A 22,841-nucleotide genomic window follows, 5' to 3' on the forward strand; every position below is an offset into this window, starting at 1 on the left:
GAACGTGACGCTGTCAGCGCTCGATAAACACCGTGTGATGGAGATGCAAAAAGTGACCGATTTCGTTAACTGCCATGGCCTCAAGGTCGCACCTGTCCTGCAGCGTTTCGTTGATTCGGACGTCTTGCCGGGAACCGGTCTGAATTCACAAACGTTCTGGGGTGGTTTCGCCGCGCTGGTGCACGAACTGGCACCGATCAACCGCGCGCTGCTGGCAGAGCGGGATCGCCTGCAAGCCGAACTGGACACCTGGCACCGTGCACACCCGGGCCCGGTGACCGACATGCCGGCGTACCGCGACTTCCTCAGAAGGATCGGTTACCTGCACGCACAGCCCGAGAACGTCAACGTCAGCACCAGTAACGTTGATACCGAGATCAGTATGCAGGCTGGACCGCAACTGGTTGTCCCCGCCGTGAATGCCCGTTACGCGCTGAATGCGGCCAATGCCCGTTGGGGCTCGTTGTACGACGCCCTGTATGGCACCGATGTGATTTCCGACGACGGCGGCGCTGAACCAGGTTGGGCTTACAACCCTGTGCGCGGGGCGAAAGTCATCGCTTTTGCGCGGGCGTTTCTCGATCAGGCGTTCCCGTTGAGCAGTGGCTCCCATACAGCCGTGTCGCGTTACGGCATTGAAGGTGGAGCGCTGCAAGTCACCTTGAACGATGGCAGTCAAACCGGCTTGGCGAATGCCACGCAGTACATCGGCTACCAGGGCTCGCTCGCTGCCCCCACGGCCATTCTGCTGAAAAATAACGATCTACACGTGGAGATCCAGATCGATCGCCAGAGCGTCATCGGCCAGGCTGACGCTGCCGGCGTCAAGGACTTGCTGATCGAAGCAGCGCTGTCGACCATCATCGATTGCGAAGATTCGGTGGCGGCAGTCGACGCCGAAGACAAGGTGCAGGTGTACCGCAACTGGTTGGGCTTGATGACGGGCGACCTCAAGGAAGACCTGGAGAAAAACGGTAAAACCATCACTCGTCGATTGAACCCGGACCGCGAATACACCGCCGCTGATGGCCGTGCACTGACGCTGCACGGGCGTTCGCTGCTGTTCATCCGCAACGTCGGGCACCTGATGACCAACCCGGCGATTCTTGACAATGGCGGACTGGAAATCCCGGAAGGCATTCTCGATGGCGTCATCACCAGCCTGATTGCCCTGCATGACCTGCAACGCCGCGGCAACTCACGGACCGGCAGCGTCTATATTGTCAAACCAAAAATGCACGGCCCCGCCGAAGTGGCCTTCGCCGAGCAATTGTTCAGCCGCATCGAAGACCTGCTTCAGCTCGAACGTCACACGCTGAAAATGGGCATCATGGACGAGGAACGACGCACCAGCGTCAACCTCAAGGCCTGTATCGCGGCAGCCTCGTCACGGGTCGCGTTCATCAACACCGGTTTTCTGGATCGCACTGGCGACGAGATGCACACCGCCATGGAAGCGGGCGCGATGCTGCGCAAGGGAGACATGAAAAACACCGCGTGGATCGACGCCTACGAGCGCAACAATGTGCTCGTCGGTCTGGACTGCGGATTGCGTGGGCGGGCGCAGATTGGCAAAGGCATGTGGGCCATGCCGGACCGGATGGCCGATATGCTCAAGCAAAAAGTCGCCCACCCGAAAGCAGGCGCGAATACCGCCTGGGTTCCCTCGCCGACCGCCGCCACTTTGCACGCGCTGCATTACCACCAGGTCAACGCGCGCTCGGTGCAGGAGTCCCTTGAAAAAACGGACTTCGTTGGCGCCAGCCCGGCACTTCTGGACGGCTTGCTCAGCGTGCCGGTCGTCACCGCCCCATCCTGGTCGGCGGATGAGATTCGTCAGGAAGTCGAAAACAACGCGCAAGGCTTGCTGGGGTATGTAGTGCGCTGGGTCGAACAAGGCATTGGCTGCTCGAAGGTGCCCGACATCCATAACGTGGGGTTGATGGAAGACCGCGCGACCTTGCGCATCTCCAGCCAGCACATGGCCAACTGGCTACGACACGGGATAATCACCAAGGAACAGACCCTCGAAATATTGCAGCGTATGGCGCGGGTCGTCGATGAGCAGAACGCGGGGGATTCGATCTACAAGCCCATGGCTCCGGACTTTGAGCAGTCCATTGCCTTTCAAGCGGCCTGCGCACTGGTATTCGAAGGCTGTGCGCAACCCAACGGTTATACCGAACCGCTGTTACACAAATTTCGATTGAAACTCAAAAGTACAAAGCTGTAACTATGAGCTGGGAGTCTTTTTTACGCTGGCGTCAGACGTCCTTGGTCAGGTGTTGTACCGCTTGAAAGACCGATAAGGTCAAGCAAATATTGGCCCGCATCGAACCGGTCGTCAGGCCATTTACTGCGTGTTCTTTAGAGCGTCTGATTGAATTCAAGTTTGTACTTTGCCGCCCATCACCGGGCGGCTTTTTTTTCGAACGCTCTTGCTCGGCGGGGCCGGTTTGGGGCAAATGCGGTCCTCGCAATAGGCAGAAATAGGCCAGGAGCGGTCCCTCGCCTGAAGCCCCTAATCTTGCCTGAAGCCCGTCCAACAAAATCAGCTCTTGGGCGCTAGCCTTCTGCAATTCAATGAGCCAGAAGAAGAGCCGAATCGGGTGCTCATTTACATCTGCCCGGAGTGTGGCGACATCGGGTCGATAACGACCCTTTTACAGATGTCAGAAATCGATCAAAAAGCCGCTATCGACTTAAGGCCGCCCCCTCGGATTGCCGATTTTTCATGTGGTTCAGTGCCCCGCAACCGCAGGTCTGCCAGCCGCACGCGGGCCCGATTTGAAGCCGTGAACCCGAGCGCTCCAGACAATTGCAAACCCCACACCCACCAACACCACCATTGCCCATGGAAAAGAGGCGACGCCCCATCTATCCAACAACACCCCACCCATCACCCCACTTCCCGCAATCGCGCTATTCCAGGCCACCACATTCAACGACAACGCCACATCAGCCCCATCCCCGGCCGCATCCGCCAGTGCCGTTTGCAGCAACGTCGCCGCCCCACCAAAGCTCACCCCCCAAACCACCATACCGATGTAGATCACCTCAGGCACGCTACCCAAAAAACCTAACATCACGCAAACAGCCGCAAACGCTGCCAAGCTCACCAACACAGTCTTGCGCAACAATGGCTCAACCAATTTGGCAGTCACCCAAATCCCCACCAACGCAGCAATACCAAACACCAACAACACCAAATCCACTTGATCCCCCAACCCCGCCGGCGCCACAAACGGTGCGATGTAGGTGTAGAGAATGTTGTGTGCCAGCATCCAGCTGATCACCACCGCTAGCACAGGTTGTACGCCCGGCGTGGTCAGCACAGTGCGCAGCGACATGCGCTGGTGTGCAGCTTGGGGAGGGTAGTCAGGGACTTTCACAAGTACCCAGGCGATCAGCACCAGAGTCAGGGCCGACATGATGCCGAAGGTGGTGCGCCAACCCACGAGGCCGCCGAGCCAGGTGCCGAGGGGAACGCCCAGGGACAGAGCAATCGGTGTGCCGACCATGGCCAGCGCCAGCGCCTTGCCCTGTTGATGGGGCGCAACCATGCGGCGTGCGTAGCCGGCCAGCAGGCTCCAGGCCAACCCCGCCGCGACACCGGCAAAGAAGCGCGCTACCAGAGTCACGCCGTAATGGGATGACAGCGCGGTGATGGAATTGAACAGCAAGAAACCGACGATGGTCAGCAGCAGCACGTTACGGCGGCGCCAACCGCGGGTGGCGATGGTCATTGGGATGACCGCCAGCACCGAGCCCAGAGCGTAAGCGGTGACCATCTGGCCGGCCATGGAGGGGGAAATCGCCAAGCCTTCACTGATCAGCGGTAATAGGCCAGCGGGCAGGGTTTCGGTGACGATGCAGATGAAGCCGGTCATGGCCAGAGCAAGCAACGCCCCGATGGGCAGGCGGTCGGGTGCTGCCGATAAGGTGATTGAGGGTGTCACGGGAGACTCCTTGAGCGAGGACTTCATATTTAAATACTGATCGATACAAATGTTGAGTGCAGGCAGCGCTTGTTGTCAACGACTTATGTATCGACTAGTATTTATCTCGTCATTCAGAGGAGCCTTGAAATGGCGCAAATGGGCCGCCCCCGCACCTTCGACCGTGACCACGCCGTGGAACAGGCCTTGCACCTGTTTTGGCAACAAGGCTACGACGCGACCTCCCTCGCTCAGTTGAAAGCCGGACTCGGTGGCGGGATCTCTGCGCCGAGTTTTTACGCGGCGTTCGGTTCCAAGGAAGCGTTATTTGATGAGTGTGTGCAGCGTTACCTGGCGACCTTCGCCCAAGTCACCGAATGCCTATGGGACGAGAGCCTGCCGCCACGCCAGGCTATCGAGACAGCGCTGCGCCAGTCGGCGCGCATGCAGTGTGAAGAAGGCCACCCCAAGGGCTGCATGGTGACCCTCGGCATGATGAGCGCGCCCAGCCCAGAGAATGCGCGAGTGGTCGATGCCCTGACCCAATCTCGCGCCCGCACTCGCGCGGGGATTTTGGCGTGTGTTGAGCGGGGTGTCAGTGCCGGTCAGTTGCCGGGCAATATTTACGCGCCTGCGATGGCTACGGTGTTCGACAGTTTCTTGCAGGGTATTTCCATCCTTGCTCGGGATAACACGCAGCATGGGGTCATTGATGCGGCCATCACCCAGATAATGCTGACGTGGGACATTGCTGCCTCTACTGTGCCGCCCACCCATTGCAATGGTTAAAAGGGACTGATCGATTTAGCCAATCTGTGCGTCGACCGGTTGAATCCACCGTCGATTGATGCCGGTGATGACTGGTAGATAACGGTCAAAAGTGAACGGTGGACACGGTGATGGCGAATGGGTAGCTTCATTCGCGGGGAGCAGTCCTTGCCGTGACCCATGTTGCGTTTCTCCCTGAGCAATGTCGTATTTGCCGTGAGCACTTCTAAGCCAACCTTCCCGTTGCGGAGCATATAAGACATGTCCAACATCGTCGCATGGACCCTGTTCGCCTTGGGCGTCCTCCATATTCCATTCGGTATTATCAAGTTCAAAACAGCATTCGCCGCCGCTATAGACTCTGGCTTCGTTGACCAATTCAAAGCGCACGAAGATCGGCGTACTGCCCTGTGGTTTACCATGCTGGGGCCGCTTTTTATGCTCGCAGGGCAGACAGCGATTCACGCCGTAGCCATTGGCGATCTCGCGCTGCTTAAAATGGTTGGCATCTATGTGCTTATGATCTCGATCATTTGCGTCATTGCTGTTCCAAAATCGGGGTTCTGGGCAACGCTGCTGGTTTCTCCGCTGATCATCGCGGCAGGGTATGGCTTGTACGCCTGACAAACGGTTCATCCTTCACGATAGGCAACAATCGGCCAAAAGCGGACGCTGGCTGCTATTCCCCATCCAGTGCTCCCACACAGGAACCTGCCCCTGTCATTTCAACGGGTCATACCTGATCAACGTCTTAGGCTCCAAATACGCGCTCATCCCCCACCTGCCCATTTCGCGCCCAAGGCCTGAATGCTTGAATCCACCGAAGGGGGCACGCGGTTCGTGGGCCAGGGTGTTGATGAGCACGCGTCCCGAATCGATCTGACGGGCGACGTTCATACAACGTTCGGAGCTTTTTCCCAGCACCAGGGCGCTCAGCCCATAGTCCGTATCGTTGGCAATGCTGATCGCATCAGCATCATCCTCGTAGGGGATGATCGTCAGCACCGGGCCGAAGATTTCCTCACGGGCGATGCGCATCCGGTTGTTGACATCAGTGAAGATCGTGGGCTTCACAAACCATCCGGCATGCAAGCCTTCCGGGCGACCTTCGCCACCCGCCAACAACCTCGCGCCTTCTTCCTGGCCGGTACGGATGTAGCGCTGCACCCGTTCCCATTGTTTCTGGCTCACCATCGGACCGATGTCGGTGTCGGCGTTGCGTGGATCGTCCGAGTGAATCTGTGAGACCCCCTCCTTCGCAATCCGCTCGAACTCTGCCAGCCGGCTGCGCGGCACGAGGATGCGAGTGCCCGCGATGCAAGCCTGGCCGCTGTTGAGAAATCCGGCTTGCAGCACCAATGGCATGACCGCATGGAAATCCGCATCGTCAAGTACGACGGTGGGCGACTTGCCGCCGAGTTCGAGCGTCACGCGCTTCATGGTGTCGGCACCGGCTCTTACCAGATGTTTGCCCACCGCGGACGACCCCGTGAACGAGATCTTGGCAACGTCGGGATGACGGACGATTTCCTCGCCTACCACATCGCCTCGTCCGTTGACGATATTGAATACACCCGGTGGCAGCCCCGCTTCGTGCAACGCCCTGACCACGACCTGCGTCTGCAACGCGCTCATCTCGCTCGGCTTGATGACAGCGGTGCAGCCTGCCGCCAGCGCGGTGGCCAGCTTGTTGCAGATGAAGCCCGCATTGCTGTTCCAGGGTGTGATCAGACCGGTAACGCCCACGGGCGTCAGAATGACCCTGGCCATGCCGACCTGCTCCTCGAAATCGAACGCCTCCAGTGCATCGATTGCCTGCGCGATCACGTCAGTCGGATAAGTCGCCATCCAGCGCCCGCGGACCGCAGGTGCGCCGTATTCCACGAGGATGGCCTCCAACAGTTCTTCCTCCCTTGCCGCCACGGCCCGGTGCATGCGTTGCAGTGCCGCAATGCGCTCCTCCCGGCTGGTACGAGCCCACGCCGGGAACGCTACCTTGGCGGCTGCGATCGCACGCTGTGCGTCCAGTGCATCGCCCAGCCGAACCTGACCGATGACTTCCTCGGTGCTCGGGTTATGCAGGTCGAACCATTCCTGCCCGTGTGGAATGACGAACTCGCCGTTGATGTAGATATGTTCAATGCGTTGCATGGAAACTCCTCGCTCAAAATGACTCGCCTGAATCGAGCCTCTGTGAAGCGAAGTCTAAGAAGAGTTCATTGTTCCGATAAGCTATCCTTTGGCTCATGAAGAATCCGCATTTTCAGGACAATCCATGCACAGAACAGGAATGACCGAACTGGAAGTGGTTCTGGCCGTTGCGCGCCGCAGCAGTTTTCGCGGCGCAGCACAGGAGTTGGGCATGTCCACCACCGCCGTGAGCAGCGCGGTGGCTGGCCTGGAAGCGCGCCTGAAAGTACGCCTGTTCAATCGCTCCACGCGCAGCGTTGCCCTCACCGACATCGGGCAGCGCTACGTGGCACGCATCGCACCTGCGTTGGCACAGATCAAAAGTGCTGGCGAAGAAGCCAGCGTCGGCCCCGATGAACCCAGCGGCACATTGCGCATCAATGCACCGAATGGCGCGGCCTACCTGCTGTTGGAGCCGCTATTGAAGCGATACGCTCAGCGCTATCCCGAAGTGCGCATCGACATCGTCAGCGAATCAAGCATGGTCGACATCATCGCCGGTGGCTTCGACGCCGGGATTCGCCTGGCAGAGTCCGTGCCGCAAGACATGATTGCCGTGGCACTGTCAGGTGACATCCGGATGCTCGTGGTGGCAACGCCCGAGTACCTCGAACGCCACGGCGTGCCCGAGCATCCGCGAGATCTGCTCTCCCACCAGAGCATCGGCATGCGCATGGCCCACGGAGGCCTCTACCAGTGGGAATTGGAGCGCGACGGCCAGAAGTTGCAGATGGATCTGCCGGTGCGCTTCGCGTTCAATGAGTTGCTGGCGATCAAGCAGGCCGTGTTGTTGGGCCTTGGCATTGGTTTCATTTCCGAGTGGTTCATCCTGGAAGAACTGGCAAGCGGCGCACTGGTGCCGGTGTTGATGCCGTGGTGCCCGTCGTTTGGCGGGTTGAGGCTCTACTACTCGGGCCATCGCTTCGTGCCGGCGCGATTGCGCGCACTGATTGAACTGGCGCACGAGTTGCGGCCCGTTGTGGTTTGATCATGTTTCACCCGCGCAGACTGGATATTTATAACGTTGGGTTCGCTAGACATGACCTTTATTACCGACAAGTAGCAACATATCGAAGTCACGTCCAAGGCACCCTGGTATGAAATCCAGGATCAGTGACCATTGTCTCGATGAAAGCTTCGGGTCCGCTGCTACCAGTCCTCGACAAAGCGCACGCGCTCAACGGTCAACCCAAACCTGCGACAATGCTGCCTCTTCGTGCTTCGTAACTTGCGTGGCAAACGTTCAGGTATTTGAATTGCAAATTCGCGAGGAGCCGCCACATTGGAATTGAGACAACTGCGCTATTTCGTAAAAATCATCGAGCTTGGCAGCCTGGGGCGTGCGGCACTTGAACTGGACGTTGGCGTGTCAGCCCTCAGTCAGCAAATCTCCAAGCTGGAAAGCGAACTGTGCACCCGCCTCCTGAATCGAACCTCTACCGGCGTGACGCCCACTAGCGCCGGATTTGCGTTCTTACACCATGCCCAATTGACGCTACGCCAGGCGGAAAACGCAATCATGGCCGCCCATCGCGGGCGAATGAGCGGTTATGTCAGCGTCGGCTTACCGCCGACCACCGCAACGGTGCTCGCGTTGCCGTTGATCAACGCAATGCGTGCGCGCTATCCGGACATACAGCTGCATTTGGTGGAAATGCTTTCCGGCCACTTGGCGGCGCAGCTCAACGCACGGCAAATTGATCTGGCCATCCTGTTCCAGCTCGAAGGGGGTAAACGCTGGAGCGTGACTCCGCTGCTGGATGAAAAGTTGTTTGTCATTGCTTCGCCCAGCCTGCCTCAAGCGCCTTCTGGTGATAGCGTGCAGTTAGCAGACCTCGGCAGCCTGCCGCTGGTGATGCCTAGCGCGCAACATGGACTGCGCTCGGCATTAATGAGCGCGTTCGAGCGGGTCGGGCTAACACCCAATGTGATTATGGAAGTCGACGGTCTCGCTGTGTTGATGAACGCCGTTCGGGCAGGTCATGCAGCAACGATCCAACCGGGGGCGGCCGCTGCATTGAAAGACGGGTCAGGACTTTCACTGGTCAGGATTGCCGATCCCCATGTGGGCCGGCGTAATCTTCTGGCGACGCTGGCTGACGACGAACTCTCTCCGGCGGCGCTGGCAACGCGGTTGGTCATCGTCGATGTGGCGCGACAGCTGGTCGTCGACAAACAGTGGCCTGGAGCTACATGGATAGAAGGTGTAGATGCGTAATCCTCCTTCACCCCGGACTCATTAGACTCTCCAGACGACAAAGCCTTTAGAAAAACTAAACACCCCGCGTCAAACGCAGCCTTTCGGCCACTCCTGCCTCACCCTATCGTTCTCCCCACTCGCAAGGAGCACTTCGTTCCCGCTTCCTTGCAAATCGAGGAGCGATAATGATCGATGTTTTAATCATAGGGGGTGGCAACGCTGCCTTGTGCGCCGCCCTGATGGCGCGAGAAGCGGGCGCCAGCGTGATGCTGCTGGAAGCCTCTCCGAAAATCTGGCGCGGTGGCAACTCCCAACACACCCGTAACCTGCGGTGCATGCACGACGAACCGCAGGACGTGCTGATCGATGCCTATCCGGAAGAAGAATACTGGCAAGACCTGCTGAAGGTCACCGGTGGCCTTACGGATGAAAAGCTTGCACGCATTGCAATTCGGGCATCGTCCTCTTGCCGCGACTGGATGCGCTCACACGGCGTGCATTTTCAGCCACCGCTGTCCGGCGCGCTGCACGTGGCGCGGACCAATGCATTTTTTATGGGCGGCGGCAAAGCGCTGGTCAATGCCTATTTCCGCAGCGCCGAGCGCCTGGGTGTAAAAGTTCGCTACAACGCGCAAGTGACCGACATTGAGTTGGATGAGGGGAAATTCGTCGCCGCCCATGTGGGCGAACATGAGGTCGATGGTCAGCGTTTCGCCGCAGAACGCATTGAAGCCCGGGCCTGCGTGTTGGCGGCCGGCGGCTTCGAATCCAACCGTGAATGGCTGCGCGAAGCGTGGGGTCAGAACGAACGCGGTGAATGGCCATCGGACAATTTCCTGATCCGCGGCACCCGATTCAACACCGGCATTTTGCTGCGGCGCATGCTCGACCTTGGCGCAGATGTGATCGGCGATCCGACACAAGCACACATGGTCGCGATTGATGCCCGCGCGCCACTCTACGACGGCGGCATCTGCACCCGAATCGACTGCGTATCGCTGGGTGTGGTGGTCAATCGTGATGGCGAACGCTTTTACGACGAAGGTGAGGATTTCTGGCCGAAACGTTATGCGATCTGGGGGCGTCTAGTGGCCGGACAACCCGGTCAGCAGGCGTATTCGATCATCGATCAACAAGCCATCGGCCGCTTCATGCCACCGGTCTTTCCCGGAACTACCGCCAATACTCTGCAAGACCTTGCCCGCCAGTTGAAGCTGCCTCAAGAAAAATTCGTCAAGACTGTCGAGGACTACAACCGCGCCTGCCGTGTTGGCACGTTCGATCACACGGCGTTGGACGACTGCCACACCCAAGGACTGATGCCCGCCAAAACCCATTGGGCGCGGCCATTGGTGAAACCACCTTTCTACGCGTACCCGCTTAAACCGGGTGTCACGTTCACCTACCTCGGCCTCGCCACCGACGAAACCGCTGCCGTGCATTTCAACGGTAAAGCGAGCCCCAACCTGTTCGTCGCGGGAGAAATGATGGCCGGCAATGTTCTCGGCAAGGGCTACACCGCCGGCATCGGCATGGCCATCGGTACCGCGTTTGGCCGTATCGCCGGTGTGCAGGCGGCCGCTTCGGTGGGCTTTGGCGTTTCATCTGCAAAGACGGAGTCTCGACATGCAACTGTTTGATCCCCAAGCGTCGGGCGGGTTGATCCCGGTATTGAATCTTGACGAAAGTGAAGTCCAGCGGCAGATGACCATCTGCAATGCCTGCCGTTATTGCGAAGGCTTTTGCGCAGTATTTCCGGCGATGACCCGGCGTTTGGAATTCACTCAGGCCGACATCCATTACCTGGCGAACTTGTGCCATAACTGCGGCGCGTGCCTGCACGCCTGTCAGTACGCCGCCCCACACGAATTCGACGTCAACATCCCCAAAGCCATGGCCAAAGTGCGCCTGGATACTTACGCCGAATACGCCTGGCCGCAAGTGATGGGCAGGTTGTATCAGCGCAACGGCCTGACTCTGGCGCTGGCTTCCGGAGGGGCACTGGCGTTGTTTTTATGCCTGACCCTGATGCTCATGAGCAACCTGTACACGGCCATTCCTGGGGGCAACTTCTACAAGATTTTCCCGCATAACACCCTGGCGCTGATGTTTGGCTCAGTGTTCGGCTTTGCGGTACTTGCCCTGACCATGGGTGTACGGCGCTTCTGGCGCAACGTTTCACCGGTCGCAGCGCCACTGCCGTTGAAAACGTCCGCTGCATTGGAGGCTACGGCCAACGTCGCGAAACTCAAATACCTGGATGGCGGCCATGGCGAAGGCTGCAACAACGCCGACGACCAATTCACCTTGTGGCGACGCCGATTCCACCACCTCACCTTTTACGGCTTCATGCTGTGCTTCGCCGCCACCGGTGTCGCCACGCTCTTTCACTATCTGCTGAAGTGGTCGGCACCTTATCCGATCTTCAGCTTGCCGGTGATGTTGGGTATTGCCGGTGGCATCGGCCTGCTGATCGGCCCGGCGGGTCTTCTCTGGCTGAACCTGCGTCGCAACCCTGCGCAAGGCGATGAGAACCAAAAACCCATGGATCGCGGCTTCATCGCGCTGCTGTTTCTGGTCAGCGCAAGCGGCATGGCGCTACTGGCTTTGCGTGAAACCAGCGCCTTGGGCTTGATGTTGGCGATCCATCTCGGCCTGGTCATGGCGTTTTTCTTGACCATGCCCTACAGCAAATTCGCCCATGGAATATTCCGCAGCGCAGCGCTGCTCAAACACGCGATCGAGAAGCGTCAACCCAACCCGATCAACGCCGGCAGCGACTGACGGTTAAAACACTCATTCCAAAAACAATAGTGAGCATAACGGTAGCCATGAAAACGACAACGGCAACAACCCGAGCCAAGGGGTCCAAATTGGGCGCCATTTTGCGGGTCACCAGTGGTAACTTTCTCGAGCAGTTCGACTTCTTTCTGTTCGGGTTCTACGCGACCTACATCTCTCAGACCTTCTTTCCGGCCACCAGCGAGTTTGCCTCGCTGATGATGACCTTCGCGGTATTCGGCTCCGGATTCCTGATGCGTCCGTTAGGCGCCATTGTGCTGGGGGCGTACATCGACAAAGTGGGCCGTCGCAAGGGGCTGATCGTGACGCTGTCGATCATGGCCACCGGTACCGTATTGATCGCCCTGGTGCCGGGCTATGCCGCCATCGGCGTGGCGGCACCAATTCTGGTGTTGTTGGGCAGGCTGCTCCAGGGCTTCTCCGCCGGAGCGGAAATGGGCGGTGTTTCCGTGTATCTGGCGGAAATTTCCACCCCCGGTCACACCGGTTTCTACACCAGTTGGCAATCGGCCAGCCAACAGGTGGCGATCGTCGTCGCGGCCGCATTGGGCTACACGATCAACGCCACGATGCAAGCCGCCGAGATCGCCGATTGGGGCTGGCGTATTCCGTTCTTCGTTGGCTGCGTGATCATCCCGTTCATTTTCATTATTCGCCGCTCACTGGAAGAAACCGCGGCCTTCACTGCTCGCAGCCATCGTCCAACAACTCGCGAAGTTTTTCGCTCGATGCGTGACAACTGGCGCACCGTACTGGCGGGTGGCTTGCTGGCGTCCATGACCACCACCACGTTCTACCTGATTACGGTTTACACACCGACGTTTGGCAGGACAGTGCTGAATTTAAGCACCACCGACAGCCTGGCGGTCACACTGCTGGTCGGCATCAGCAACTTTATCTGGTTGCCTGTCGGCGGCGCCCTCTCCGACCGCATTGGCCGTCGGCCACTGTTGCTGGCGATATCGTTGCTGTGCATTTTGACCGCCTATCCCGCCATGCACTGGCTGGCAGAAGCGGCAAGTTTCGAACGACTGCTCGCTGTTCTGCTGTACTTCTCATTCTTCTTTGGCATTTACAACGGCGCCATGGTCGCGGCACTGACCGAAGTCATGCCACAGAACGTGCGGGTAGTCGGGTTTTCACTGGCCTTCAGTTTGGCCACCGCGGTGTTTGGCGGTTTTACCCCGGCAATCTCGACGTTGCTTGTCCAAACCACGGGCGACAAGGCATCACCTGCCTACTGGCTGATGTTCGCGGCGGTGTGCGGGTTCACGGCGACGACGATTCTGTATCGTCGGCAAAAAGCATTGTCAGTCAGAACCGTTTAGTTTCTCGATCGCCGACGCTTACCACGCGTCGAACCACGACGGGCACCGAATTAGAGTGGCATGAGGTCGATTACAGTCTTTCGTCAGGGCAGTAATCGGCCAAAATCAGCCCCTCTGACAGCGAACCTTGGCCCTCGCACAGTGGTCACAACCAATGATGGCACCGCGACTGATCAAAGACCCTCGGTCTGCTCCACTCAAGCGCGGCGCTTGCAAATCACACACTTTAGGGTGCGCCGGATAACGTTCAGTGGGTTCGGTTCTGTGTAACGCAGGCGCGGACTGCTGCTTTCATCCAATGCTCCCTTGTCGGAGTATGCAAATGACTCAATCAATGCGCTTCTTCCTGTCGATCTTCCTCGCAGCGGCATCACTGGCCTCGGCGAGTTTCCTCAACACGGCGGGTGCGGCCACCGCCGAAGATCTGAATGCCGAATCCCGGCAAGCGTTACAAATGCTCTACAAGTCCCATCCGTTTTCTGAAACCATCTCGCAAAAAGCCAAGGCTGTGCTCGTCTTCCCGAAAATCATCAAGGCTGGCCTCGTATTTGGTGGTAGCTATGGCGAAGGCGTATTGATGAAGGGCTCGAAAGTAGAGAATTACTACAACTCTGTCAGCGGCTCATGGGGGCTACAGGCAGGCGCCCAGTCGTATGGCTATGTGGTTTTCCTGATGACCGACAAAGCCGTGAAATATGTCGCTGAAACCAAGGGTTGGGAAATCGGCGTAGGACCAACGGTTGTGGTGGTTGATGAAGGGGTTGCGAAGAACCTGTCCAGCTCGACGCTGAAGGACGACGCGTATGCGTTTATCTTCGATCAGCAAGGGTTGATGGCCGGGATCAGTATCGAAGGCACCAAGATTTCGCTGATCAAGCGTTAAAACCGGTCGCGCAAAAAAGTGAGGGGGCGGGTTTACTTTCAGGAAAGTAAACCCGCCCCTTTTCAGTCACTTTTTCTTCTTCGCAGGCTTATCTGCCTTGTCTGACTTCTTAGTCTTATCTGGCTTGCTATCAGCTTTTTTTGCAGATTTCTTTGGCTCGACATCTTTTTTCTTGTCTTTCTTATCGGAAGATTTCGAAAGAGCCGAGGCCGCCGCTGATTTCTTTGTCGATGAAGACTTTTTGTCTTTCATATCCTTGCTGGCGCTCGAAGCTTCACCTTTGCTTTTTTTGTCGTCTTTAGCCACGTTGATCACCTCTCGGAGTATGCCGGTATTGGCAAAATGCCTGTGCGATTCTCGACAAGCTAATCATTAGGCGAGCGCGTCCAAGAGCGGTTCAAATTTTTTGATGCGTCGAGACAAGCTTTGGGTGAAGCACCGATACCTGACCGTTGAAATCCCATCGGTAGGTTGTCGATTGACTCGACCCTCTGTGACGCCAGACCAGCCGTCCGCCACAGAGGGCGTTGCCCTACTCCTTCACTTCAACCTGATCCAGCGCCTGATTCACTGCCAATTCTCCCAACATCACCACCAGGGTAATTCCCAGCAGCGTCTTGCGGTGAGAGTTGTCCAGCAACGCCGCGAAGTTGCTGAGCATGGTGGTGGCCGAGCCCAGTGATTCGCCGGCGTTGGTTAACAGGGATTCGGTGTCGTACTTGGGATTGACGAGGAACATGCGCTCGGGTTCGTTAACCGCGGCCATGATGTGGGCGCCTGGGTTGAGGTAATGGTCGAGAGCACGCTCAGCGGCGTCGTGGAATTTTTTGGAATCGACGGATTCGTAGGGGGGATGCTGGATCGGTATCGGGTGGGTTGGGTGTGGGTTTGGTCATGGATAAAACTCCTGATACGAGTTTATTTGAAAGGGAGCCATCACACTCGCTACCAAACGAAGGTGGCGGCCATACGCGGGTTGGTAGACCGGTCGTATCAGTTCCCGGCGCCCTCGAAAGGACCCCACGCATGGCCACCATAAAAGGTGATGCTATGCGCTGTGATACGAAACCGGGCTACCAAACCCGATCACTGTTTTCCAGTGACCAGGAAACGATATAGCCCACCTCACAGACGCACAAGCCGGCGGATTCTGGCGCACGCGTAGGCAACGACGCAAGACGTTGTAGCCCTTGGGACGTAACACCGGGTGTCTTTAAACAGGCGCCTTGAAATCTGTTTAAGTCATCAAACGTCGGGCGACAATTTCCAGTCTGAAATCGATGGCGTCGGGGCTGACGCCATCGCGAGCAGGCTCGCTCCCACAGGGGATTGGGTTGAATTCAAGGTATCTGGATGACGATGAAAAGGCTCGGCCGCAATCAGCGCTGACGCTGATTGACGGCATCGGCGGATCGGCCCGGCAGCATGCGGGTCAGGGTGTTATCGCGGACCCAATAGTGATGGAACAGCCCCGCCGCCGCGTGCAAGCCGATCAGCCAGTAACCGGTGCTGCCGAGCAGCTCGTGCCAGTATTTGAACTGCTTGGCCTGGTCCGGATCGACCGCCACCAGCGATGGCAGGTAGAACTCAAAATAAGGCATCGGTTTGCCGCTTGCCGAGAGCAACAGCCAGGCCAGTAATGGCGTGGCGATCATCAGGCCGTACAAGGCGAAGTGCATCAGGTGCGAAATGCCCGTCTGCCATTTTGGCAGTGATGGAGTGATCGGTGGTCGAGGCGTCAGGCGCCCGAGCAAACGCACCCACACCAGCGCAAAAATGCTCAGCCCGAACAAGCCGTGCAGCCCCAGAAACAGGCCCCTGGCGGTGCTCTCCCGGGGCAGTAGCCCCTTGATCTCGATGCAGGCATACACGCCAACGAACAGCGCCAGCATCAGCCAATGCAGGGTGATCGAGAGTTTTCCGTACCGATTTGTCACTGATTCGCGGGTCATAAAGGGCCTCAAAAACGTCATTGCCGGCTGCCGAGTCATTCGCGCATCCGGGGTCCGGTGGGTTACCGCACCGAAGGGCGACACCCTGCCCGCGAAGTCTTAAGGCAATCTGAAGATCGGGACGGTAAGACAGCGATTGTCACCTTCAGACTCCGTTAAGAAACACCACCAATACTCCTCCAAAAGCTACCCGGGAGGCGTCTTCCAATGCTTGATTTTGAATGGAATATTCCTCTACCCCTGCACTTCGGCCACGCCGAAACGCCACCGATGAATCTGGCCAGGGCGTTACCGGACGACATCGAGCGTCCTGTCTTTGAAGCGTTTATCCAACATCGTTTTCGCAAGGCCCATGGTGCCGATATTCGTCATTTCATGCCTGAGCTGTTCGGCATGAGCGATGCTTCGGGCGCGCTCACCGCGGTGGTCGGCGTGCGATTGGCGAACGCTGGGGACTTGTTTCTGGAGCGTTATCTGGACGAGTCGATCGAGCCGCTGATCAGTGCCGCCGCCGAACGTCCGGTGGACCGCACCGGCATAGTCGAAGTCGGCAACCTGGCTGCCAGCGACACCGGCAGCGCGCGGATGAGCATCATCGCCATCACTTATCTGTTGGCCATGGGCGGCCTGGAATGGGTGGCTTTCACCGGCAACGTCGGTCTGGTCAACAGCTTTCATCGCCTGGGGTTGAAACCGGTGACGCTCTGCGCGGCCGATCCCGAGCGACTGGGCGATGAGCGCCAGCATTGGGGCAGTTATTACGAGAGCAAACCCTGGGTGCACGTCGGCAACATCCGCGCCGGCTTCATCCATTTACGCAACATCGGCATGTTCAATCGCCTGGGGCTGCCAACGTCCATCGAGGATTCCAGCCATGTCGCCTGAAACCGAGCGTTTCAAACAGATCCTGCGCAGCCACGCCGCACGCAAGCCCAACACCATCGCCTTGTGGGGCGATCAGCTCAAAGTGGATTACTCCGAGCTGTACGCCGACGTGGTGTATCGCCAGGAGCGACTGCGTGATGAAAACGTCAAGGTGGTGGCGTTGGCGCTGGAGAACGGCGTCGAAGCCATGCTCTGGGACCTGGCTGTGTTGTTTGAAGGCCTGACGTGCCTGACGTTGCCGACATTTTTCAGCCCGGCGCAACGTAGCCATTGCCTGGAACAGAGCCAGGCCGAGCTGGTGATTGCCGAGCCGGAACTCGACGCCGAACTTCAAGCGTGCGGCTACGAGAAAGCAGGGGCGTTCTGGCGCCGCTCGTTCAGCGGCCCGGACCGAATGCCCAAAGGGACCGCCAAACTGACGTTTACCTCTGGCACCACGGGCACGCCAAAAGGTGTATGCCTGAGCGCCGAAAGCCTTCTGACTGTCGCTCGCGAACTGTATCAGGCCAGCACGCCAACCGATCCGCAGCATCATCTGGCCCTGTTGCCGCTGGCGATCCTGTTGGAGAACCTCGGTTGCTATGCCGCGCTGTACGCCGGTGCAACCTTGAGCGTGCCCAGTCAGAAAACCCTGGGAATTCAGGGCGCCAGCGGTGTTGATATTCCACGGTTGCTCGGCTGCCTGATGACCCGTGCGCCCGAGAGCCTGATCCTCGTGCCGCAGTTGTTACAACTACTGGTCAGCGCCGCCGAACAGAAAGCCTACAACCCCGGCGCATTACGCTTTGCCGCAGTGGGTGGCGCGCGGGTTTGCGAAGAATTGCTGCATCGCGCACAACGCATCGGCCTGCCGGTTTACGAAGGCTACGGGCTGTCGGAGTGCGCCTCGGTGGTGTGCCTCAATCGACCCGAGGCACGCCGCCCGGGCAGTGTCGGCCGCCCCCTGCCCCACGTCGAGATTCGCCTGGCAGAGGACGGCGAAGTGCTGGTCAAGGGTTCCACCCTGCTCGGCTATCTGGGCGAAGCGCCGCACACCGATGAATGGTGGCCGACCGGCGATCTCGGCGAGTTCGACCCCGAAGGTTTTCTCTACCTCAAGGGTCGCAAGAAGCACCAATTCGTCACCAGTTTCGGACGCAACGTCAACCCGGAATGGGTTGAGGCCGAATTGACCCAGCGCCGCCATATCGCCCAGGCCTTCGTCTATGGCGAAGCCATGCCGCACAACCACGCGCTGCTCTGGCCCCACCGCCCGGACTGCACCGACGAAGAACTGGCCGCCGCCGTGGCCCAGGCTAACGAGGCCTTGCCCGATTACGCCTAGGTCCATCACTGGACCCGTCTGGATCAACCTTTCACCCCCGCCAATGGCCTGCTCACCGCCAACGGCCGTCCGCGCCGTGACGCCATCGTCGAGCGTTACCGGGCACAACTGTCTGAATCGGTATTTCCCGAGGTATCCGCATCATGAGTTTTTTCGACACCCTGCAAGAAGTCACGCAACAAGAACGCCACACATTGTTCAACCTGCCGATCATTCTCGACGCCCTCGAAGGCAAGGTCAGCCTGGAAAGCTACCGGGCTTTTTTGACGCAAGCCTATTACCACGTGCGCCACACCGTGCCGTTGATGATGGCCTGCGGTGCGCGTCTGCCAACGCGTCTGGAATGGCTGCGCAAAGCGGTGTGCGAATACATCGAGGATGAATACGGCCACGAACAGTGGGTGCTTGACGATATCGAAGCCTGCGGTGGCGACCGCAACGCCGTGCGCGATGGTCAGCCGAGCCTGCCAATCGAATTGATGGTCAGCTATCTCTACGACTTGATCGCCCGCGACAACCCGGTCGGTCTGTTCGGCATGGTCAACGTGCTCGAAGGCACCAGTATCGCCCTCGCCACCCACGCGGCGGGCAGCATTCGCGAACGGCTGGACTTGCCCGAAAGCGCTTTCAGCTACCTCAGCTCCCATGGCGCTCTGGACATTGAACACATGCAGACCTATCGCCGATTGATGAACACGCTCGAAGACCCGGCCGATCAGGCCTCCGTGATTCACGCCTCCAAAGTGGTGTACACGCTCTACATCGACATGTTCCGTGGCTTGCCGCGTAACGGGGAGAATCTACATGCGCCTGTCTGAGGCTCGCGTGGTATTGACCGGCGCCAGTGGCGGCATCGGCCTGGCAATCGCCACCGCCCTGTGTGCCAGCGGCGCCCGGGTGTTGGCGGTGGCTCGGCACAAGGAACCGCTGACGCCCTTGATCGAACGTTATCCGCAGCAGTTGTGCTGGATTGGCGCGGACCTGACCGTGCTGTCCGACCGGCGCAAAGTGCTGAGCGCGGCCGAAGCCATCGGCGGGATCAACCTGCTGATCAACGCCGCCGGGGTCAACCATTTCGCCATGCTCGAACAGCTGGAGGACAGCGACATCCACGCCATGCTCGCGGTGAACATTGGCGCGCCCATTTGCCTGACCAAAACCTTGCTGCCGCTGCTCAAGCAAGCCAACAGCGCGATGGTGGTAAACGTCGGCTCGACTTACGGTTCCATCGGCTACCCCGGTTACGCCAGTTATTGCGCCACCAAGTTTGCCTTGCGCGGGTTTTCAGAAGCCCTGCGCCGGGAACTGGCGGATACCCGGGTCAGCGTGCTCTATGTCGCCCCGCGCGCCACCCGCACCAGCATGAACAGCCCGGCGGCGCAGGCCTTGAACGATGCGCTCAAGGCCAATGTCGATGACCCGCAAACCGTCGCATCTGCCGTGATCCATGCGGTCGCCGGTGACCGGCGCGACTTGTACCTGGGCTGGCCGGAGCGCTTTTTCGTACGCCTCAACAGCCTGCTGCCGCATCTGGTGGATCGAGGCTTGCGCAAGCAATTGCCACTGATTCGACGCCTGAGTCACAAGCCCGATAACGAGAACCTCGAACCATGAAAAAATTCGCGTTGCATGACCGTGTATCGAATTGACTTGTCGGTTTCGGCGACTCGGACAAGGCCGAACACTTACCAGGCAGGCCTTGCAACTCAACCCGACCGGCATCGATAGTCTGTACTTCTGGGGCGATCACCTTTACCGTCAAAAACGTTACGCCGAGGCTCGGACCGCGCTGCAAAAAGCCCTGCTGGCCGAACCAAGGCCAGGCCGGGAAACCGCCGACGCGGGGCGGCGCAAAGAGATCGCAGCGTTGCTGATGGACATCAACAAGAAAATCGACTGACAGGAGTTCGTGTGCGCTTATTACTGATCGAGGATGACGTGGCCTTGGGCGAAGGCATCCATCAGGCCCTGGGCCGTGAGGGCTACACCGTCGATTGGCTGCAGGACGGCGCGAGCGCCCTGCATTCATTACTCAGCGAAAACTTTGACCTGGCGGTGCTCGATCTCGGCCTGCCGCGCATGGACGGGCTTGAAGTGTTGCGGCGCTTGCGTGACAGCGGTTCCAACCTGCCGGTGCTGATCCTCACCGCGCGGGACGCGACCGAAGACCGCATTGCCGGGCTGGATGCCGGGGCTGATGATTATTTGATCAAGCCCTTTGACCTCGCCGAACTGAAGGCTCGCCTGCGGGCCTTGTTGCGCCGCAGTGCCGGTCGCGCCCAGGTGTTGATCGAACACGCCGGCATCAGCCTGAACCCCGGCACCCAGCAAGTCAGTTACCAGGGCGAACCGGTTGCGCTGACGCCCAAGGAATACCAGCTGCTGCACGAATTGCTCTCGCCGCCGGGCCGGGTCATGACGCGCGATCACCTCATGCAGTTGCTGTATGGCTGGAACGAGGAAGCTGAAAGCAACACTCTGGAAGTGCACATCCATCACCTGCGCAAAAAATTCTCCACCGACCTGATCCGCACCATTCGCGGTGTCGGTTATTTGGTGGAGGAGCGTCGATGACGTCGATCCGACGCCGCACGCTCACGCTGATCATCGGCTTGATGCTGGTGGGGGTGGCAGTGATCAGCCTGTTCAACCTGCACGACAGCAATCACGAGATCGCCGAAGTCTACGATGCTCAACTGGCGCAGAACGCCCGGCTGTTGCAGGGCGTGATGCGCATGCCGATGGCCGGCAAGCAGCACGCCGATCTGTACCAGGCTTTCAACAAGGCGCTGGGCGAAGCGGAACCCCGAGTAGACGGCCATCCTTATGAAACCAAACTGGCCTTTCAAGTCTGGAGCCACAACGGCGAAGTGCTGGTGCACACGGCGAGCGCGCCCTCCTTCAGTTCGCCGCCGGCAACTCCAGGATTCAGTGACGTGGTCGATCTGAACAATCGTCACTGGCGCGCGTTCCTGCTGCTGGATAAACAAAATGACTTGAGGATCTGGGTCGGCGAACTGGACGATGTGCGTGCGGACCTGGTGGATCGGATCGTGAGCCATACCCTCTGGCCCAATGTGTTGGGCAGTCTGATCCTGGCGGCGATGATCTGGATGGCTATCGGCTGGGGCCTCAAGCCGCTGGAAAACATGGCGGCAACGTTGCGCGCGCGGCACAGCGGTTCGCTGGAGCCGTTGCAACTGAACCCGTTGCCCAGTGAACTGGAGCCGATGCAAGCGGCGCTCAACCGCATGCTCGCGCAGATTCAGGAAGTGCTGGGCCGCGAACGACGCTTCATTGCCGATGCCGCCCACGAAATGCGCACGCCTCTGGCCGTGTTGCGCGTGCATGCACAAAACCTGCTGGAGGCCGGCACCGAACAGGAGCGCCGTGAGTCCTTGCAATTTCTGATTGCCGGCGTCGACCGCACCAGCCGCCTGGTCAATCAGTTGCTGACCATGGCGCGCCTTGAACCCAAAGCCCTGGCGCCGGTGTTAACCAGCATTGACCTGGCCGAAACCGTGCGCGACAGCCTGGCCCAGCTCACTCCCTGGCTGCTGAGCAAAAACCTTGAGCTGGCCTTTGACGTCACCGACCGCCCCTTTAAAGTGGTAGCGGACGCCTCCGCCATCGACATCGCCCTGAACAACCTGATCAGTAACGCGGCCAACTTCTCCCCCGAACACGGCGTCATCACCGTGCAGTTAAACCAGGCGGACGGTTTCTATACGCTGAGCGTCGAGGATCAAGGCCCGGGCATCGACGAAGCGGATCGCGCACGATTGTTCGAGCGTTTCTACAGTCGCGGCAATGCTCACGGCGCCGGACTGGGCCTGACCATCGTCAACACCATCGCCACCCGGCTGGGCGGACGCATCACCCTGGTCAACCGACCGGAAGGCGGATTGCGCGCGACGCTGTCGATTCCTGATGGTCACCCCCACAACCCTTTGCAACGCTCTACACGCGAGTTGCCGCCTACTGCTTGAGGGATTGCCAGCGAGAACAAGCTCGCCATTAACAACCAACGATTGAAGCTATCGCGAAGCGCTCTAACGAACTGTCAGTTCTAACAGGTCACTTTCAGTTTGACCAACGATAAGCTGCGCCCACCAGAGTGAATGGAGGTGTTCATCATGTTCCGTAATCGATACCTTTTGCCGCTGGGCGTTCTCTTGCTGGCGATGCTGTCGGTGTTGCACGATGCCCCGGCTGTTGCGGGCGTCCAGTGGACGTACTTGCGACTCGAAGTGGACTTTCAATGCAACAACGGCGTCACGACGCAGGGCTACAGCGTGTATGTGGTTGGTGCCCCTGAGGAGTTAGGGGGATGGGCTATGGCCGACGCTGTAAAACTCAACTCGGATTCCTATCCTACATGGACCCGTAAGATAAACTTCACAAAGTTAAAACCTGGCGATGAAGTGGAATGGAAGTGCGTCGTGCTTAAAGAGGACGACTTGACAGTCTTAGAGTGGCAGCCGGGTCCCAACAACAAAGTGAAGATGGCCTTCAGTCCCGCGCCAAAGAGCGTCGGCACGTTCTGAGGCGTGAGTGAGCACTTGCCCCAC

Annotated in this window: 19 protein-coding genes and 3 pseudogenes; 17 read left to right on the plus strand and 5 right to left on the minus strand. The window is 58.8% G+C overall.

Features of this window, described 5'->3' with window-relative positions; translation table 11 throughout:
- Nucleotides 1-43: 43 nt before the first annotated feature.
- Nucleotides 44-2,233 carry a malate synthase G gene (locus K5K95_RS29600; RefSeq protein ID WP_409999744.1) on the plus strand — a complete coding sequence of 730 codons (2,190 nt, stop codon included), beginning with the start codon at nucleotides 44-46 and terminating at the stop codon, nucleotides 2,231-2,233.
- A gap of 508 nt (nucleotides 2,234-2,741) precedes the next feature.
- Here the strand turns inward: K5K95_RS29600 and K5K95_RS29605 are convergent.
- Nucleotides 2,742-3,959 carry an MFS transporter gene (locus tag K5K95_RS29605; RefSeq protein WP_222587372.1) on the minus strand — a complete coding sequence of 406 codons (1,218 nt, stop codon included), beginning with the start codon at nucleotides 3,957-3,959 and terminating at the stop codon, nucleotides 2,742-2,744.
- 129 nt (nucleotides 3,960-4,088) lie between these two features.
- Here K5K95_RS29605 and K5K95_RS29610 point away from each other — a divergent pair, with 129 nt between their 5' ends.
- Both K5K95_RS29610 and K5K95_RS29615 read left to right on the plus strand, forming a co-directional pair.
- Nucleotides 4,089-4,727 (plus strand): TetR/AcrR family transcriptional regulator, encoded by a 639-nt coding sequence (locus K5K95_RS29610; RefSeq protein WP_222587373.1) that lies wholly within the window; start codon nucleotides 4,089-4,091, stop codon nucleotides 4,725-4,727.
- A 240-nt stretch (nucleotides 4,728-4,967) separates the two neighbouring features.
- Nucleotides 4,968-5,330 (plus strand): DUF6463 family protein, encoded by a 363-nt coding sequence (locus tag K5K95_RS29615; RefSeq protein WP_222587374.1) that lies wholly within the window; start codon nucleotides 4,968-4,970, stop codon nucleotides 5,328-5,330.
- Nucleotides 5,331-5,426: 96 nt separating this feature from the next.
- Here the strand turns inward: K5K95_RS29615 and K5K95_RS29620 are convergent, their stop codons facing one another.
- Entirely contained in the window at nucleotides 5,427-6,857 is a 1,431-nt protein-coding gene (locus tag K5K95_RS29620) for an aldehyde dehydrogenase family protein (RefSeq protein WP_222587375.1), read from the minus strand.
- A gap of 124 nt (nucleotides 6,858-6,981) precedes the next feature.
- Between K5K95_RS29620 and K5K95_RS29625 the strand changes: the two genes are divergently transcribed.
- From K5K95_RS29625 to K5K95_RS29650, 6 genes are all read left to right on the plus strand, one after another.
- Nucleotides 6,982-7,884, plus strand: coding sequence for a LysR family transcriptional regulator (locus K5K95_RS29625; RefSeq protein ID WP_261398101.1), 903 nt, complete (start codon nucleotides 6,982-6,984; stop codon nucleotides 7,882-7,884).
- A gap of 294 nt (nucleotides 7,885-8,178) precedes the next feature.
- The gene (locus tag K5K95_RS29630; protein WP_222587376.1) at nucleotides 8,179-9,114 is read left to right on the plus strand and encodes a LysR substrate-binding domain-containing protein; all 936 of its coding nucleotides are present in this window, start codon (nucleotides 8,179-8,181) and stop codon (nucleotides 9,112-9,114) included.
- A gap of 167 nt (nucleotides 9,115-9,281) precedes the next feature.
- On the plus strand, nucleotides 9,282-10,736 hold the full coding sequence (tcuA, locus tag K5K95_RS29635; RefSeq protein ID WP_222587377.1) for an FAD-dependent tricarballylate dehydrogenase TcuA: 1,455 nt from the start codon (nucleotides 9,282-9,284) through the stop codon (nucleotides 10,734-10,736).
- A complete protein-coding gene (tcuB, locus tag K5K95_RS29640; protein WP_222587378.1) occupies nucleotides 10,723-11,880 on the plus strand; it encodes a tricarballylate utilization 4Fe-4S protein TcuB in 1,158 nt (385 codons plus the stop codon). The genes tcuA and tcuB overlap by 14 nt, the downstream gene beginning before the upstream one ends.
- A gap of 47 nt (nucleotides 11,881-11,927) precedes the next feature.
- Nucleotides 11,928-13,226, plus strand: a complete 1,299-nt coding sequence (locus K5K95_RS29645; protein ID WP_222587379.1) for an MFS transporter — start codon at nucleotides 11,928-11,930, stop codon at nucleotides 13,224-13,226.
- A 322-nt stretch (nucleotides 13,227-13,548) separates the two neighbouring features.
- A complete protein-coding gene (locus tag K5K95_RS29650; RefSeq protein ID WP_222587380.1) occupies nucleotides 13,549-14,109 on the plus strand; it encodes a YSC84-related protein in 561 nt (186 codons plus the stop codon).
- Nucleotides 14,110-14,175: 66 nt separating this feature from the next.
- On the opposite strand, the gene K5K95_RS29655 is transcribed toward K5K95_RS29650, so the two are convergent.
- From K5K95_RS29655 to K5K95_RS29665, 3 genes and pseudogenes are all read right to left on the minus strand, one after another.
- A complete protein-coding gene (locus tag K5K95_RS29655; protein ID WP_222587381.1) occupies nucleotides 14,176-14,424 on the minus strand; it encodes a hypothetical protein in 249 nt (82 codons plus the stop codon).
- A 217-nt stretch (nucleotides 14,425-14,641) separates the two neighbouring features.
- Nucleotides 14,642-15,005: pseudogene (locus tag K5K95_RS29660) on the minus strand (DUF6124 family protein).
- Between the two features lie 483 nt (nucleotides 15,006-15,488).
- The gene (locus tag K5K95_RS29665) at nucleotides 15,489-16,061 is read right to left on the minus strand and encodes a cytochrome b (RefSeq protein ID WP_222587382.1); all 573 of its coding nucleotides are present in this window, start codon (nucleotides 16,059-16,061) and stop codon (nucleotides 15,489-15,491) included.
- Between the two features lie 207 nt (nucleotides 16,062-16,268).
- Here K5K95_RS29665 and K5K95_RS29670 point away from each other — a divergent pair, with 207 nt between their 5' ends.
- From K5K95_RS29670 to K5K95_RS29705, 8 genes and pseudogenes are all read left to right on the plus strand, one after another.
- Complete coding sequence (locus K5K95_RS29670) at nucleotides 16,269-16,946, plus strand: thermostable hemolysin (RefSeq protein WP_222587383.1); 678 nt, start codon at nucleotides 16,269-16,271, stop codon at nucleotides 16,944-16,946.
- Nucleotides 16,936-18,417: pseudogene (locus K5K95_RS29675) on the plus strand (AMP-binding protein). Before K5K95_RS29670 ends, K5K95_RS29675 begins: the two are co-directional and overlap by 11 nt.
- The gene (locus tag K5K95_RS29680; protein WP_222587384.1) at nucleotides 18,414-19,088 is read left to right on the plus strand and encodes a TenA family transcriptional regulator; all 675 of its coding nucleotides are present in this window, start codon (nucleotides 18,414-18,416) and stop codon (nucleotides 19,086-19,088) included. Before K5K95_RS29675 ends, K5K95_RS29680 begins: the two are co-directional and overlap by 4 nt.
- Nucleotides 19,075-19,884 (plus strand): SDR family oxidoreductase, encoded by an 810-nt coding sequence (locus K5K95_RS29685; RefSeq protein ID WP_222587385.1) that lies wholly within the window; start codon nucleotides 19,075-19,077, stop codon nucleotides 19,882-19,884. The genes K5K95_RS29680 and K5K95_RS29685 overlap by 14 nt, the downstream gene beginning before the upstream one ends.
- 38 nt (nucleotides 19,885-19,922) lie before the next feature.
- Nucleotides 19,923-20,170 (plus strand): annotated as a pseudogene (locus tag K5K95_RS29690) (tetratricopeptide repeat protein); the annotation flags it as partial.
- A gap of 11 nt (nucleotides 20,171-20,181) precedes the next feature.
- A complete protein-coding gene (locus K5K95_RS29695; protein ID WP_222587386.1) occupies nucleotides 20,182-20,844 on the plus strand; it encodes a response regulator in 663 nt (220 codons plus the stop codon).
- Nucleotides 20,841-22,259, plus strand: a complete 1,419-nt coding sequence (locus K5K95_RS29700; RefSeq protein WP_222587387.1) for an ATP-binding protein — start codon at nucleotides 20,841-20,843, stop codon at nucleotides 22,257-22,259. Before K5K95_RS29695 ends, K5K95_RS29700 begins: the two co-directional genes overlap by 4 nt.
- Nucleotides 22,260-22,406: 147 nt before the next feature.
- The gene (locus tag K5K95_RS29705; protein ID WP_261398102.1) at nucleotides 22,407-22,817 is read left to right on the plus strand and encodes a carbohydrate-binding module family 20 domain-containing protein; all 411 of its coding nucleotides are present in this window, start codon (nucleotides 22,407-22,409) and stop codon (nucleotides 22,815-22,817) included.
- Nucleotides 22,818-22,841: the final 24 nt, after the last annotated feature.

The organism is Pseudomonas sp. DR48, assembly GCF_019823085.1.
Classification (GTDB): domain Bacteria; phylum Pseudomonadota; class Gammaproteobacteria; order Pseudomonadales; family Pseudomonadaceae; genus Aquipseudomonas.

What these genes read in the sequence shown, in the direction of transcription:
- K5K95_RS29600 (WP_409999744.1), top strand. Translation starts at nt 44, where the DNA reads ATGCAAAAAGTGACCGATTTCGTTAACTGCCATGGCCTCAAGGTCGCA.
- K5K95_RS29610 (WP_222587373.1), top strand. Translation starts at nt 4,089, where the DNA reads ATGGCGCAAATGGGCCGCCCCCGCACCTTCGACCGTGACCACGCCGTG.
- K5K95_RS29615 (WP_222587374.1), top strand. Translation starts at nt 4,968, where the DNA reads ATGTCCAACATCGTCGCATGGACCCTGTTCGCCTTGGGCGTCCTCCAT.
- K5K95_RS29620 (WP_222587375.1), bottom strand. Translation starts at nt 6,857, where the DNA reads ATGCAACGCATTGAACATATCTACATCAACGGCGAGTTCGTCATTCCA.
- K5K95_RS29625 (WP_261398101.1), top strand. Translation starts at nt 6,982, where the DNA reads ATGCACAGAACAGGAATGACCGAACTGGAAGTGGTTCTGGCCGTTGCG.
- tcuA (WP_222587377.1), top strand. Translation starts at nt 9,282, where the DNA reads ATGATCGATGTTTTAATCATAGGGGGTGGCAACGCTGCCTTGTGCGCC.
- tcuB (WP_222587378.1), top strand. Translation starts at nt 10,723, where the DNA reads ATGCAACTGTTTGATCCCCAAGCGTCGGGCGGGTTGATCCCGGTATTG.
- K5K95_RS29645 (WP_222587379.1), top strand. Translation starts at nt 11,928, where the DNA reads ATGAAAACGACAACGGCAACAACCCGAGCCAAGGGGTCCAAATTGGGC.
- K5K95_RS29650 (WP_222587380.1), top strand. Translation starts at nt 13,549, where the DNA reads ATGACTCAATCAATGCGCTTCTTCCTGTCGATCTTCCTCGCAGCGGCA.
- K5K95_RS29665 (WP_222587382.1), bottom strand. Translation starts at nt 16,061, where the DNA reads ATGACCCGCGAATCAGTGACAAATCGGTACGGAAAACTCTCGATCACC.
- K5K95_RS29670 (WP_222587383.1), top strand. Translation starts at nt 16,269, where the DNA reads ATGCTTGATTTTGAATGGAATATTCCTCTACCCCTGCACTTCGGCCAC.
- K5K95_RS29680 (WP_222587384.1), top strand. Translation starts at nt 18,414, where the DNA reads ATGAGTTTTTTCGACACCCTGCAAGAAGTCACGCAACAAGAACGCCAC.
- K5K95_RS29685 (WP_222587385.1), top strand. Translation starts at nt 19,075, where the DNA reads ATGCGCCTGTCTGAGGCTCGCGTGGTATTGACCGGCGCCAGTGGCGGC.
- K5K95_RS29700 (WP_222587387.1), top strand. Translation starts at nt 20,841, where the DNA reads ATGACGTCGATCCGACGCCGCACGCTCACGCTGATCATCGGCTTGATG.
- K5K95_RS29705 (WP_261398102.1), top strand. Translation starts at nt 22,407, where the DNA reads ATGTTCCGTAATCGATACCTTTTGCCGCTGGGCGTTCTCTTGCTGGCG.